The organism is Sulfurospirillum deleyianum DSM 6946 (assembly GCF_000024885.1).
Classification (GTDB): domain Bacteria; phylum Campylobacterota; class Campylobacteria; order Campylobacterales; family Sulfurospirillaceae; genus Sulfurospirillum; species Sulfurospirillum deleyianum.
This window is the reverse complement of sequence record NC_013512.1, coordinates 35,354-48,424: the sequence shown is the minus strand read 5'-3', so window position 1 is coordinate 48,424 and position 13,071 is coordinate 35,354. Positions and strand designations below refer to the sequence as shown.

Here is a 13,071-nt window from a genome sequence, read left to right as displayed (position 1 = left end):
AAACAAAAAATGATACAAGGAAACAGTCGTGGACCGCAAAAAAATCTATAATCCAAACTCTGATGAAAGCCTAAATGATCGTAAAGTCTTTGGTGGGAATCCCCATGGAATTTTAAACTTTACTAAAGCCAAATACACATGGGCACTTAAACTGTGGGATATGATGGAGGGCAATACCTGGTTTCCTAAAGAGGTAGATACCACCAAAGATGTCATTGACTACAACAAAAACCTTACTGATGCAGAAAAACGCATGTATGACCTTGTATGGTCTCAACTCATTAGCATGGACAGCTTTCAGACCAATAACCTAGCCGACAATATTAACCCCTATATCACTGCGCCTGAAATTAATGCGTGTCTCTCACGTCAAGCCTATGAAGAGGCAAACCATTCAAAATCCTATGCCGTTATGGTTGAAGCCATGTGTGATAACACCGACTTGATTTATGAAATGGAAAAACACGATGAAGTCTTGCGTCGTAAAAATGACTACATCTCCAGCGTCTATGAAGAACTTGCAGGGGACGTGACTGAAGAAAAACTGGTTTTAGCAATGTTTGCGAACCAAATCTTAGAAGGAATTTATTTTTACTCAGGATTTACGGCTATTTACGCCCTCGCACGTACAGGTAGAATGCTAGGGAGTGCACAAATGATTCGTTTTATTCAAAGAGATGAAATCACCCATTTGCTCCTCTTCCAAAACATGATTAATACCACCAAGAAAGAGCGCCCAGACCTCTTTACCGATGCGCTTAAAGCCAAAGTCTATGAGATGTTCCAAAAAGCAGGTGATTTGGAAATTGAGTGGGGAAAATACATTACCCAAAATCAAATTATGGGCTTCACCGATGATATTATAGAGACATATATTCACTATCTCGTGGATGACCGTTTAACCGCTGTGGGATTCGATAAACTCTACAATGCCTCACATCCAATTAAATGGGTCGATGATTTTTCAAAATTTAATGACCAAAAAACAAACTTTTTTGAAGGTAATGTCTCTAATTACAGTAAGGGAAGCCTCTCTTTTGATGACTTCTAATCCCATGCTCTGCGCCCTACAATTTGCCTACGAAGGGCGCCCCTTTAAAGAAAATTTTGATACCTTAAAAGAGCTCATCCTACAAACACCTAAAACAAGTATCGTTTTGGCACCAGAGCTTTGTTTAAGTGCCTACGCCTATGACAATCTTGATGCTGCCGCAAACTTTTCTGCCACGATTCTGCCTTATTTAGCAGAACTTTCTACATGTAAAACCATAGGACTCACGCTTGTTGAAAAAATAGAAGAACACTATGTCAATAACTTCAAACTCTTTCATCAAGGCACCCTCATCTATACCCGTTCCAAAGTTAAACTCTTTCCGCTGGGTAAGGAAGAGCACTATTTTCAAGCAGGAATGCCTGAGACTATCGAGCTAATTTCCCTCAATGGAATAAAAATTGCTGTACTTATTTGCTTTGAACTTCGCTTCCCTTCTTTATGGGAACAGATTAAAGGAGCAGATATTATTCTTGTTCCTGCTTATTGGGGAAAAGAGCGTAAAGCACATCTGAATATTCTTGTCAAAGCCTTAGCTATTGCGAATCAAGCTTATGTCGTATGTGCCAATAGCGCTGATGAAACCATGGCAAAAAACAGTGCGATTATCTCTCCTTTTGGTGAGAGCCTTAGCGATGATAGAAAAAGCCTTTTAATGCAGAGATTTGATACTCAAACCATCAAAAAAATGCGACGATATCTTAATGTAGGATTAGATACGAATGCCTCAATCGGCTCATTTTAAAGAAAAAATACGCTTTCAAAAAAATAAAAAGATGGCGGATGAAATTACCAAATTAATTCCACTCAGTAGTGATGTCTATGATGCTTTTTGCCAAAGCGAACGTGAACTTTTTGTTCCACAAGGCATGAGTTTACACGCCTATAAACTTGATGCTTTACCATTAGTTGCGAATCAATGGATTAGCTCCCCACTTACTGTTGCTAAGATGACAGAAGCACTTACATGTAAAGGAGCAGATAGCGTTTTGGAGATTGGATGTGGAAGTGGTTATCAAGCACTGATTTTAAGTAAACTCATTCGTCGTGTGTTTACGATTGAGCGGATTGATAGACTCTTAAAAGAGGCAAAAGAGCGCTTTAAAGCCTTAGGTGTTACCAACATTCATACCCGTTTTGATGATGGACAGAATGGTTGGAGAGAGTTTGCTCCCTACGATAGAATCCTTTTTTCAGCCTCAACGCCACATATTCCTGCTAAACTTTTTGAACAGCTCAAAATAGGAGGCATTTTAGTCGCCCCTATTGAAAAAGGGCAAAAGCAGATTATTACACGCTTTACAAAAACAGAAGAAGGTCTCATCTCTAAACCTTTAGAAGAGTGCCTTTTTGTTCCTGTAATTAACGGACGGGAGTTTTAAGAAGCACCTTAGTGCTTCTTAACGATTTGTTTTATCATCAACTGAGGCGTTACTAAACCCCGATAATCATTGCGGGAGAGGGTAAATAAGATATCAACCTTATCGCCTTGTTTCACTTTGGTATCGTAATTGAAAAAAAGTGCTTCAAGGGCATTACTTCCTTCTTGCAAAATCAGTTTTAAATGTTGTCCCTCTTTGCCAATAAGACGATCAACTTTCACGCCAATATTACGCAATAAAAAACTTGGTTTTGGATTTTTCTGCCCATAGGGTTCTTGATTTTCCAAAATCTCCAAAAGTTCAAAATCAATCTGATCTGCGCTAATTTCACCCAAAAGGTCATTATCGGCTTCTAACTCCTCTTGCGTTAAAACACTGGCTGCTTCCACCAATTTCTCTTTGAAATAAGGTAAATGATGCACTTCAATGGAGACACCAGCTGCCCCCTTATGACCACCATAGCCAATTAAAAATTTCTCTTGTGCCCGAATCAGTTCCAAGATATTCACACCCCCAACACCTCTAGCGCTTCCTTTGGCCTTGTCATCTCGAATCGAAAAAACAATCGCAGGTTTTTTGAAGCGTTTGGAGAGCCTTGAAGCAACAATCCCCACAATGCCTTCATGCCACTCTTCACCCCACACCACAATGATATTTTCATCCTCCCTGACAAAAGGAAGCGTGGCTTCAAATAAAAGACGCTCTTCTTCTTTTCTCGCCTCATTTAAAGAGACAATATAATCCAAAAGCTTGAGTGCTTCATCGACATTTTTGGACTTAATAAACTCATAAGAGAACCTTGCATCTTCCATTCGTCCAGAGCTATTAATCAGTGGAGCGATTAAAAAAGAGATATCATCACTCTCAAAAGTAGCTTTGCCATAATACTGCCTAATTGCCTCAAAAGCAGGGCGTTTAGAGCGATTGAGCTCTATGATACCTTTTTTGACCATCACACGGTTCATTCCCACAAGTTCCATCATATCCGCCATAATGGCAATGCAGAGCAAGTCTAAAAACGAGGAGAGGTCATACTCAATGCCCAACTCTTCTTTCAAAGCCGCAACCAAATACCATGCTACTTGCGCGCCACAAATCTCACAATGAGGAAAACAACAATCCTCTTGCTTAGGATTAACAATCGCATAGGCTTCAGGTAAAACTTCTGGAACATTGTGATGATCCGTAATAATCAGATCAATCCCTTGTTCTTTACAGATTTGGGCTGCTTCAAGCGCTGAAATGCCATTATCCACGGTGATAATCACTTGAGCATCTAATTTGGCAACAATCTCAGGATTAAGACCGTATCCATCCGTAAAACGATTGGGAATCACTAACGAATAATTTACATGTAAATCATCAAAAAACTGGCTTAAGATAACTGAGGAGATGACACCATCGACATCATAATCCCCAACAATCGCAATGCGCTCACCCTTTTGCATGGCGTGCACAATGCGCTTAGAAGCTTTGGCAATATCTTTTAAAGAAGAGGGCTTTGGAATCTCATTTAAACGTGTGCAATCATCATTTTCAAATCGACTTTGTAAAATCCGCCTAATCTCTTCTTTGCTCAGCAACCTAGCCATTTTGACGTTGAATCAACGCCGCTTTAGCAAACGCTAAAATGGTCTTATTTGGATTCGTAAGACGTGAAGTAAATTCAGGGTGAAACTGAACCCCTAAAAACCATGGATGCCCTTTAAGTTCAACCGCTTCAATCAACCCCTCACTCTCTCCACTCACGATCAAGCCCTCTTTTTCAAACGCTTCACGGTAAGCAGGATTGGCTTCATAACGATGACGATGACGCTCACGGATTGTCTTTTCACCCGCATAAACATCTCGAAGCAAAGAACCCTCTTTCGTTTCACACGCATAGCCACCCAAACGCATCGTTCCACCCAATGGACTTTGGAACGTACGCAGTTGTTTTTGACCACTCGCATCCATAAATGAGTCAATCAAATAGATAATAGGATTTTTACATGTAGGATTAAATTCTGCCGAATTAGCATCTTCAATGTGTAAAACGTTACGTGCAAATTCAATCATCGCAAGTTGCATTCCGAGGCAGATTCCAAGATAAGGGATTTTGTGCTCTCTCGCATAACGAATGGCTTGCATTTTACCCACGACTCCACGCTCACCAAAGCCACCTGCAACCAAAATACCATCCACTTCAGAGAGAATATCCTCACATCCTTTATCTTCAATGACCTCAGAATCTACCCAGCGAATTTTCACTTTCGCATTGAGGTGTGCACCTGCGTGAATCAAAGACTCTGTTAATGATTTGTACGACTCTTTTAAATCAATGTATTTACCCACAAAGGCGATTAAAAGCTCATCACGAGGCGCAATCACACGCTTCACCAACACATCCCAATCATCCATATGTGGGGTTAAAACGCCCAAATCTAAGGCTTCTGAAATCGGGGTTAAAATATTTTCTTTTAAGAAGTTAAGGGGTACTTGATAGATGGTGGTCGCATCCAAACATTCAATGACAGAATTTCGCTCAACACCGCATGAAAAAGCAAGTTTATTGCGTAACTCTCTAGGAAGAGGGTATTCAGAACGGCAAATGAGCATATCAGGTGTAATACCAATACGACGAAGCTCTTGAACAGAGTGTTGTGTTGGTTTGGTTTTAAGCTCACCCGCTGCTTTAATAAAAGGCACTAAAGTGAGGTGAATATTCATCGCTCTTCGCTTACCTACTTCACTTTTTAAAGAGCGAATCGCCTCTAAAAAGGGAAGCCCTTCGATGTCACCTACGGTTCCACCAATTTCCACGATTAAAATATCTTTACCTTTACCTGCCTCTTTAATACGGTTAGCAATCTCATCAACGATATGTGGAATCACCTGAATGGTTTTACCCAAATAGTCCCCACGTCGCTCTTTTTCAATAACAGCAGAGTAAACACGTCCTGTGGTAAAGTTATTGGCTTGTGTTAAATTTTCATCTAAGAAACGCTCATAATGCCCCAAATCAAGGTCGGTTTCTGCGCCATCGTCCGTGACAAAAACCTCACCATGCTCCAAAGGACTCATGGTACCAGGATCAACGTTAATGTAAGGATCAGCTTTGAGGATGCTGACTTTAAAGCCAACATTTTTTAAAAGAGTAGAGATGCTAGCCGCTGCGATACCCTTGCCAAGGGAGCTTAAAACACCACCTGTAACAAATATATATTTCGTTTCCTGATTGGACATAATCTTTCCGCCTGTCTGTTATTTTTTTGGAAAGATTATATCTCAACTAAGATAATAAAGGGTTTATCTGCTTAGTTTGCTTTGTTGTAAAAGTAGTTTGTCGCTTCCACAAATCCTTCAATAGAACCACAATCAAAACGTCTTCCATTGAATTTATAGGCGATCACTTTGCCTTGTCGAGCGAGTTCTAAAAGAGCATCGGTAATTTGAATTTCTCCGCCTTTGCCTGGCTTTGTATTTTCAATGACTTCAAAAATATCAGGTGTTAAAATATAACGTCCAATAATCGCTAGATTTGTTGGGGCATCTTTAGGATCAGGTTTTTCAACCATGTTAGAAACACGTAAAACCGACTCATTTCCATCGACGATTCTGCCATCAATCACACCGTATTTATTGGTCTCTTCTTTGGGTACTTCTTCAATGGCAACGACACAACAACGGTATTTTTCATACACTTCAACCATCTGTTTAAGCACAGGATCTTCATCTTGATTGTCACAAAGGTCATCGGCCAAAATAACCGCAAATGGCTCATCACCAATCAACGTTTTACCCGTTAAAATAGCGTGTCCCAACCCCTTCATCTCAATCTGTCTGGTATAACTAAACGTACAATTATCAATGAGATTTCGAATTTCGGTCAAGTAACTCTCTTTTGAGGTTCCTCGAATCTGATGCTCAAGCTCATAGCTTACGTCAAAATGGTCTTCAATCGCTCTTTTACCACGGCCCGTAACAATCGCCATCGTATCAATACCCGCACTTACGGCTTCTTCCACACCGTATTGAATAAGAGGTTTAGTTAAAACAGGTAACATCTCTTTGGGCATCGCTTTGGTTGCAGGAAGAAAACGTGTTCCATACCCTGCGGCTGGGAAAAGACACTTTTTCACGGATTTTAAATTATTGATTTTATTGTATTTCGAGATACTTGACACGTATCACTCCTAAAAATTAAATATGCGATTTTATCGTAATTTTGCTCTTGAAGAGCTTATTCTTTCTCTTCCATCATTTCACGCATCTTTCGCTCCATGCGTTTTTCAAATGCTTCATTGGAAGGGCTTTCTTCTGAAGCAAACTTGACTTTTCCATAAAGAACACACCCTTTGTGTCCAGGGTCGCACTCTTTTTTGATGATATCACAGACTCCCTCAACATCACGAGGACACGTCCAACCCCCTTGATTCATCTGCTTTCCTTTTACATGTAATGTTTAACCAAGACGCTTACACCACCCACAATAAACTGCACCGCAATAGCACCCACAATAAGTCCCATCAAACGACTGACAATTTTTTGCCCTGTAATACCAAGGTATTTGCGAATATAAATACTGTTTTTAAACGCCAAATAAACACTCAAAGCCACAATCAAATACGCCATAATCAACGCAGCGATAGAGATGAAACCTTCACTGTGCCCTCTTAAAATAATAATCGTCGCAAAAATCCCAGGACCAAAGGTAATAGGCACACCTAAAGGAATGACTGAAAATTCGTCATTTTTAATCGCTTCTTCTCGCTCTTCTTCCGTCTGATTTTTTGATTCCATAGAACCTTGAACCATTTTAATCGCCGTAAACAATAAAATAATCCCACCCATCACCTTGAGTGAATCAATCTCAATACTAAATAAATTGAGTAAAAAATTGCCACTAATCAACACCACAAAAAACGCAACAATAATCGTAAGTGTTGCCTTCCTAGCAATTTTATCAATATGCTCTTTCGTCGTACTTTGAGGCAAAAGTGAGAGCATAATCGCACTCACTCCCAAAGGATCGACAATCGCCATCATGGTGATGGTATGCTGTAACAGTAAATTAAAAAACTCTGTCATTAAATATCAGTCTTTAACACAGCGCCATTGCTTGCGTTAGTGACTAATTGGCGATACTGTTTCAGCCAACTGCCTTCAATCTTTTTCACATGGGGTTTAAATGTTGCTCTTCGTTTGGCTAACTCATTTTCATCAATCAGCGCCTCAATCGTATACGCATCCACATCAATTTGAATCGTATCACCATCGTGCAACAATCCAATCAAACCGCCCTCAGCCGCCTCTGGACTCACATGCCCAATGCTCAAACCTCTGGTTGCGCCAGAAAAACGTCCATCCGTAATCAACGCAACATCCGCTCCCAATCCCATACCCATAATCAAACTTGTAGGAGAGAGCATCTCTTGCATACCAGGACCTCCACGAGGACCTTCGTAGCGAATCACCACCACATCACCTTTTTTGACTTTTCCACCAATAATGCCAGAAATCGCCTCTTGTTGTGAATCAAAACAGACAGCTTTGCCCACAAACTGACGTGAACCTGTAATCCCCGCTGTTTTAATCACACATCCCTCTAACGCTAAATTACCAAATAAAATCGCAAGTCCACCCACTTTTGAGTACGGGTTTTCTAAGGTATGAATAATCGTCGTATCTTTAATTTCCGCATGCGCAATACGCTCACCCATGCTCTCACCCGTTACCGTTAAATTATCTAAAAACAAAACCCCATTGTCTCTACGGCTCACCTCTTTCATCACCGCACTCACACCACCCGCACGGTTAATGTCTTCCATATGTACCGTTGAAAGTGATGGTGAAATTTTGGCAATATGTGAAATATTTTTACTGATTTCGTTAATATCTTTTATATCAAAATCCACACCTGCCTCTTTGGCAATCGCTAACATATGTAAAACGGTGTTAGAACTTCCGCCCATCGCCATATCAATCGCAAAAGCATTGCGTACCGCTTTTTCATTTAAAATATTACGAATGTTAAATCGCTCATCTAAAGCAATTTCACACACACGCTTTGCCGCAGCACGAATAAGAACCTCACGCGCAGGCGTTAATGCGGGAATGGTTCCATTACCTGGAAGTGCTATACCCATCGCTTCCATCAGTGTATTCATACTATTGGCGGTAAACATACCTGAACATGAACCCCCACTTGGACACGCATTGCACTCAATATCAGTCAACTCCGCCTCACTCATTTCACCCATTTCAAATTTACCCACCGCTTCAAACGCTGTTGCTAAGTCAATGGGATTCCCCTCTTTGGTGTAACCCTTTTTCATAGGACCACCACTGACAAATACGGTTGGAACATTGACACGAAGTGCCCCCATAATCATACCTGGTACAATTTTATCGCAGTTAGGAATACAAATCATCGCATCAAGCTTATGCGCATTCATTACCGTTTCAATAGAATTGGCAATCAACTCTCGACTTGGTAAGGAATAAAGCATACCATCATGCCCCATCGCAATACCATCATCCACGCCAATGGTATTAAACTCAAAGGGCACACAGCCGTTTTTACGAATCTCATCTTTTATAATCACCCCATACTCATGCAAGAAAAAGTGACCAGGAATAATATCGATATACGAATTTGCCACACCAATAAATGGCTTACTAAAATCCTCATCCTTCAACCCCGTTGCTCGAAACAAACTTCGATGAGGCGCTCTGTTATACCCTTTTTTCACCTGATCACTACGCATCATTTTATCCTTAAAAAATTTTCAGAATTATAGCAAAACGACTCTAAAAAACATTACATGTAAAAGAATTTCTCAAAATAGCTTTACATTTTAAAAAAAAATTGATATACTCTCATCTCTTTTTTAAGATGCGGGAATAGCTCAGTGGTAGAGCACGACCTTGCCAAGGTCGGGGTCGCGAGTTCGAACCTCGTTTCCCGCTCCATACGTTATAAAAAAAGAAAAGCGTCGCCCGGATGGCGAAATTGGTAGACGCAAGGGACTTAAAATCCCTCGGGAGTTTTTCCTGTGCCGGTTCAAATCCGGCTCCGGGCACCACCACTTTATATGGATTCGGCGGCGATATAGCCAAGCGGTAAGGCATGGGCCTGCAAAGCCTTGATCCCCGGTTCAAATCCGGGTGTCGCCTCCACCTTAATAATGAATCAATACTTTATATCTGTCGGGAGATGGCAGAGCGGCTTAATGCGGCGGTCTTGAAAACCGTTGAGGGTAATACCTCCGGGGGTTCAAATCCCTCTCTCCCGGCCACTACTCCTTAAGCTCCTTCAAAACTCCCATTTTATCGATGTTATAACGCAATTTAAGAAAAATCAAAAAAGCTTCTTTCCAACAAAACCTATCTAGAAATTCAATATTTTTCTTAAAGAACCTATTACGATCCATTCAATAACTAATTAATCTATTGACCTTTATGTACCATTTTTGATACAATTTTACTATGAAAAAAATCACTTCGATATTTGTATGAAACAAATAACGGAAATAAACCCGTTAGAGAATGGTTGTTATCTCTTACCAAAGATGATCGAAAAATCATTGGTGAAGATATTAAAACTGTAGAGTATGGATGGCCAATAGGTATGCCTACATGTAAGGGTCTCGGTAAAAAGCTTTTTGAAGTGAGAAGCAATATATCAGACAAAAGAATTGCAAGAGTTATATTCGCTGTTATCGACGAATACATGGTACTGCTGCATGCGTTTATTAAAAAAACGCAAAAGACAGAAAAAAGCGATCTTGATTTAGCTTTAAGTAGATTAAAGGATATAAAATGAAATTACAACCAAATATGAAAAGTGATTTTGATGAATTTTTGAGAGAAGAAGGTATCTATGAGGAAGTAAATGATGCTGCTATTAAAAGAATCATTGCTTATCAATTAGAACAAGAAATGAAAGTTCAAAAAATTTCTAAAACAAAACTGGCACAAATGATGCACACAAGCAGGGCTGCGGTTGATCGGTTATTAAGCCCCTCAAATGAATCATTAACACTTACAACATTAATTTCAGCTAGCCAAGCTCTAGGCAAAAAACTAACGATTGCTCTTGTTTAAAAGATAGGGGAATTCCCCTATCTTAAAGCTATACCCGTACCTCCCGATAATATTTGTCGATATTCTCACTTTGAACATAGTTCGCTTTTTTACTTGGTAACTCCGCTCTTGGCGACACCGGCCACTTCTTCAAAAACAATCCCTTACATTATCTCTTTTCTAAAAAGAATCTCTAGAATCTTCATCATTCATAATTTCTACTTTAATGGACTTAAATGCTGCAGTAAGAGTGAAAACATCACTTCTATCTCCAAAGAGGCGATTAATACCTGCTTTTCCGTGATGAAAGGTGCAAAACAGTGTTTTGGGTTTTATTTTATCCGTAAATTTAATGCTAATAGGTGCGCTTTGTCCAAAGGCGGTTTTTAGCATGACTCGATCACTGGTAAAATCTTTTGCGTCATCCTCATGCACGAACAAAACAGTCTCATCGTAGCGTTTATGGAGTTTGTCACAGCGACTCGTTTGTGAAGCGTTATTGTACTGAGCTAAGGTTCTGCCTGTGGTGAGGTAGTAGCCTGTCAGGTTTTTTTCTACCAACTCCTGTACCATACCTCGAAGCTCGTACTGGTGGTAGTGAAACTCGCCATAGCCATCTTCGGTTCTAAAGTCTAACTGATGCAAAATAGGCGTATCCTCCGTGTGAACTGGCCATTGTAGCCCACGAATACGGTGACGCTCTAGTCTGTTATAACTCGCCCCCGAAAAGCGTCTGTATGCCACTTCACGCACTTCATCCCAAATCTGCTTTGAGTTTTCATAGGTATAATTTCCGCCTAATTTATTCTCCACAAGCTTAATCACTTCCCAATCATCTGGCAAATCAGACGTGACAAGCGGTTGAGAGAGGTGAAGTCGTCGCATGGCATTGACATACACGCCTGTTTTTTCATAGGCAGATTTCACCCCAATGACAATATCCGCACGTTTGGCAATATCGGTCATAAAAAGCTCTTGCACCATTAAAAACTCTACCTGATCAAGGGCGTGGTTGACTTTGTTGCTATTGGGGTGCACATGGGTGAGATCTTCGCCCATATTAATCACCGCTTTAATACGTCCATCGAGCATTTCATCCACCAATTGAGGGGTCATTAAACCTATCTCTTTAGGCGTTTGATAATCAGGGTCATAGTAAGGAAGCATCCCCATATCACACGCACCTTGAACATTGTTTTGACCACGCAAAGGCATCAGTCCTGCCCCTGGTTTTCCGATGTTGCCTGTCATCAAAGCTAAATGCGTAATTGCCATAACGGCGTATGAGCCATCAATATGCTCGGTCACGCCTAAACCCCAAAAAATCATCGACTTTTTAAGGGCATATTCACGAGCGACTTTAGGAATCAGTTTACTTAAGCTTTCATATCCCTCAAGTTTCTCAAAGTAGGCTGGATTGGCATACGGGTCGTTTAAAATTTTCTCTTTAAAGCTTTCAAAGCCTTTGGTACGATCTGCTAAAAAATGCTCATTGTAAAGCTCTTCGGTAATAATCACATACGCCATCATGTTTAAAACAAGTAGATTGGCTTCATGAGGGATAATGCCTTTGTATTTGGCAAAGCGGTGTAGGGTAATTTCTCGTACATCAAACACGGCTAGATTGTCATGTTTGCCTGCCACATCCACAATACGATTGGCAATAATCGGATGGGCTTCGGTGGTATTTGAGCCAAACACGATCATAAACTCAGCATTGTAAATATCATTGTACGGATTGGTCGCAGCCCCTTCACCAATGGTGGTGCGCATCCCTTTTAGGCTGGGTGCATGGCAAATGCGTGCGCAGTTATCGACATGCGGAGAACCTAGCGTTTGACGGGTGAACTTTTGAAGCAGATAAGAGCTTTCACACGAAGTTCTAGCCCCACCAATGGAGCAGATACTTTTTGAGCCATACTTTTTTTGAATCTCTTGGAGTTTCATCGCAGCCGCCGTGGTGGCACCCTCTAAGCTTACCTCACTCCACGTCTCATCTAAAGGCTTTACATGTAAAGCAATCGCATCGTAGATTTTAGGGTTATCTTCCAAAAACCGTTTGCGAATGCGTGGGGTTTTTAGACGATCATGCGCATCTAAAAAAGCGTAACCGTATTTGCCCTTGACACACAAATTTCCTTGAGACACAACACCCTCAGGATGCGCTGAAATATCAATGATTTTATTCTCTTTCACACTCGCACTGATGTCACACCCTACGCCACAATAGGTACAAACGCTATCAATCACATCCACATGTTCCATCTATTCGCCTTTGGTATAGTAAAAGTCCCCGTGTACAGACTCATTTTTCATCTTTTTAATGGCAGATGCTTTAAGTGCTTCATACCGTATTTCATCAATTTTTTGCTCAGCCATCAGAGCGTTTTTATCGCTTTTGGTAGCTTCCGCATTTAAAACAGCACACTCTTTTTTGGTCAATCTTTTCTTTAAAATCAGCCCCAACTCGGCATCGGTTTTACTTAACGCTCGCTTATCGCCCATGACCATGGTGATAATTTTTCGTGCCTCTAATACTTCCAATTTCATCTTACCCTCTCTTAGTTATTA

13 protein-coding genes and 4 tRNA genes are annotated in these 13,071 nt (G+C 40.6%); 9 read left to right on the top strand and 8 right to left on the bottom strand.

Annotation, left to right across the window (positions count from 1 at the left end):
- The first annotated feature begins 28 nt into the window (after positions 1-28).
- From SDEL_RS00275 to SDEL_RS00265, 3 genes are read left to right on the top strand one after another with little or no spacing between them, the layout of a single operon-like run.
- Positions 29-1,051 carry a ribonucleotide-diphosphate reductase subunit beta gene (locus SDEL_RS00275; protein WP_012855853.1) on the top strand — a complete coding sequence of 341 codons (1,023 nt, stop codon included), beginning with the start codon at positions 29-31 and terminating at the stop codon, positions 1,049-1,051.
- Positions 1,041-1,796 (top strand): carbon-nitrogen hydrolase family protein, encoded by a 756-nt coding sequence (locus tag SDEL_RS00270; RefSeq protein WP_041666199.1) that lies wholly within the window; start codon positions 1,041-1,043, stop codon positions 1,794-1,796. Before SDEL_RS00275 ends, SDEL_RS00270 begins: the two co-directional genes overlap by 11 nt.
- Complete coding sequence (locus SDEL_RS00265) at positions 1,774-2,433, top strand: protein-L-isoaspartate(D-aspartate) O-methyltransferase (RefSeq protein WP_012855851.1); 660 nt, start codon at positions 1,774-1,776, stop codon at positions 2,431-2,433. The genes SDEL_RS00270 and SDEL_RS00265 overlap by 23 nt, the downstream gene beginning before the upstream one ends.
- Before the next feature lie 8 nt (positions 2,434-2,441).
- Here the strand turns inward: SDEL_RS00265 and recJ are convergent, their stop codons facing one another.
- The 6 genes from recJ to ilvD all read right to left on the bottom strand — a co-directional run bounded on the left by recJ (position 2,442) and on the right by ilvD (position 9,182).
- A complete protein-coding gene (gene recJ, locus SDEL_RS00260) occupies positions 2,442-4,025 on the bottom strand; it encodes a single-stranded-DNA-specific exonuclease RecJ (protein ID WP_012855850.1) in 1,584 nt (527 codons plus the stop codon).
- The gene (locus tag SDEL_RS00255; protein WP_012855849.1) at positions 4,018-5,658 is read right to left on the bottom strand and encodes a CTP synthase; all 1,641 of its coding nucleotides are present in this window, start codon (positions 5,656-5,658) and stop codon (positions 4,018-4,020) included. Before SDEL_RS00255 ends, recJ begins: the two co-directional genes overlap by 8 nt.
- 71 nt (positions 5,659-5,729) lie before the next feature.
- On the bottom strand, positions 5,730-6,599 hold the full coding sequence (galU, locus tag SDEL_RS00250) for a UTP--glucose-1-phosphate uridylyltransferase GalU (protein ID WP_012855848.1): 870 nt from the start codon (positions 6,597-6,599) through the stop codon (positions 5,730-5,732).
- 56 nt (positions 6,600-6,655) lie between these two features.
- Entirely contained in the window at positions 6,656-6,853 is a 198-nt protein-coding gene (locus tag SDEL_RS00245) for a hypothetical protein (RefSeq protein WP_012855847.1), read from the bottom strand.
- An 11-nt stretch (positions 6,854-6,864) separates the two neighbouring features.
- Positions 6,865-7,503 (bottom strand): MarC family protein, encoded by a 639-nt coding sequence (locus SDEL_RS00240; RefSeq protein ID WP_012855846.1) that lies wholly within the window; start codon positions 7,501-7,503, stop codon positions 6,865-6,867.
- Positions 7,503-9,182, bottom strand: coding sequence for a dihydroxy-acid dehydratase (gene ilvD, locus SDEL_RS00235; RefSeq protein ID WP_012855845.1), 1,680 nt, complete (start codon positions 9,180-9,182; stop codon positions 7,503-7,505). The genes SDEL_RS00240 and ilvD overlap by 1 nt, the downstream gene beginning before the upstream one ends.
- A 130-nt stretch (positions 9,183-9,312) precedes the next feature.
- Between ilvD and SDEL_RS00230 the strand changes: the two genes are divergently transcribed.
- The 6 genes from SDEL_RS00230 to SDEL_RS00205 all read left to right on the top strand — a co-directional run bounded on the left by SDEL_RS00230 (position 9,313) and on the right by SDEL_RS00205 (position 10,521).
- A tRNA-Gly gene (locus SDEL_RS00230) sits at positions 9,313-9,387 on the top strand.
- Between the two features lie 25 nt (positions 9,388-9,412).
- Positions 9,413-9,500 (top strand) — tRNA-Leu (locus tag SDEL_RS00225).
- A 20-nt stretch (positions 9,501-9,520) separates the two neighbouring features.
- Positions 9,521-9,594, top strand: a tRNA-Cys gene (locus SDEL_RS00220).
- 31 nt (positions 9,595-9,625) lie between these two features.
- Positions 9,626-9,713 (top strand) — tRNA-Ser (locus SDEL_RS00215).
- Positions 9,714-9,925: 212 nt separating this feature from the next.
- Complete coding sequence (locus tag SDEL_RS00210) at positions 9,926-10,240, top strand: type II toxin-antitoxin system RelE/ParE family toxin (protein WP_041666198.1); 315 nt, start codon at positions 9,926-9,928, stop codon at positions 10,238-10,240.
- A complete protein-coding gene (locus tag SDEL_RS00205) occupies positions 10,237-10,521 on the top strand; it encodes an XRE family transcriptional regulator (RefSeq protein WP_012855844.1) in 285 nt (94 codons plus the stop codon). The genes SDEL_RS00210 and SDEL_RS00205 overlap by 4 nt, the downstream gene beginning before the upstream one ends.
- A gap of 159 nt (positions 10,522-10,680) precedes the next feature.
- Here the strand turns inward: SDEL_RS00205 and SDEL_RS00200 are convergent, their stop codons facing one another.
- A complete protein-coding gene (locus tag SDEL_RS00200; RefSeq protein WP_012855843.1) occupies positions 10,681-12,765 on the bottom strand; it encodes a molybdopterin oxidoreductase family protein in 2,085 nt (694 codons plus the stop codon).
- A complete protein-coding gene (locus SDEL_RS00195) occupies positions 12,766-13,050 on the bottom strand; it encodes a hypothetical protein (protein WP_012855842.1) in 285 nt (94 codons plus the stop codon).
- Positions 13,051-13,071: the final 21 nt, after the last annotated feature.

What these genes read in the sequence shown, in the direction of transcription:
- SDEL_RS00270 (WP_041666199.1), top strand. Translation starts at nt 1,041, where the DNA reads ATGACTTCTAATCCCATGCTCTGCGCCCTACAATTTGCCTACGAAGGG.
- SDEL_RS00265 (WP_012855851.1), top strand. Translation starts at nt 1,774, where the DNA reads ATGCCTCAATCGGCTCATTTTAAAGAAAAAATACGCTTTCAAAAAAAT.
- recJ (WP_012855850.1), bottom strand. Translation starts at nt 4,025, where the DNA reads ATGGCTAGGTTGCTGAGCAAAGAAGAGATTAGGCGGATTTTACAAAGT.
- SDEL_RS00255 (WP_012855849.1), bottom strand. Translation starts at nt 5,658, where the DNA reads ATGTCCAATCAGGAAACGAAATATATATTTGTTACAGGTGGTGTTTTA.
- SDEL_RS00245 (WP_012855847.1), bottom strand. Translation starts at nt 6,853, where the DNA reads ATGAATCAAGGGGGTTGGACGTGTCCTCGTGATGTTGAGGGAGTCTGT.
- SDEL_RS00240 (WP_012855846.1), bottom strand. Translation starts at nt 7,503, where the DNA reads ATGACAGAGTTTTTTAATTTACTGTTACAGCATACCATCACCATGATG.
- ilvD (WP_012855845.1), bottom strand. Translation starts at nt 9,182, where the DNA reads ATGCGTAGTGATCAGGTGAAAAAAGGGTATAACAGAGCGCCTCATCGA.
- SDEL_RS00205 (WP_012855844.1), top strand. Translation starts at nt 10,237, where the DNA reads ATGAAATTACAACCAAATATGAAAAGTGATTTTGATGAATTTTTGAGA.
- SDEL_RS00200 (WP_012855843.1), bottom strand. Translation starts at nt 12,765, where the DNA reads ATGGAACATGTGGATGTGATTGATAGCGTTTGTACCTATTGTGGCGTA.
- SDEL_RS00195 (WP_012855842.1), bottom strand. Translation starts at nt 13,050, where the DNA reads ATGAAATTGGAAGTATTAGAGGCACGAAAAATTATCACCATGGTCATG.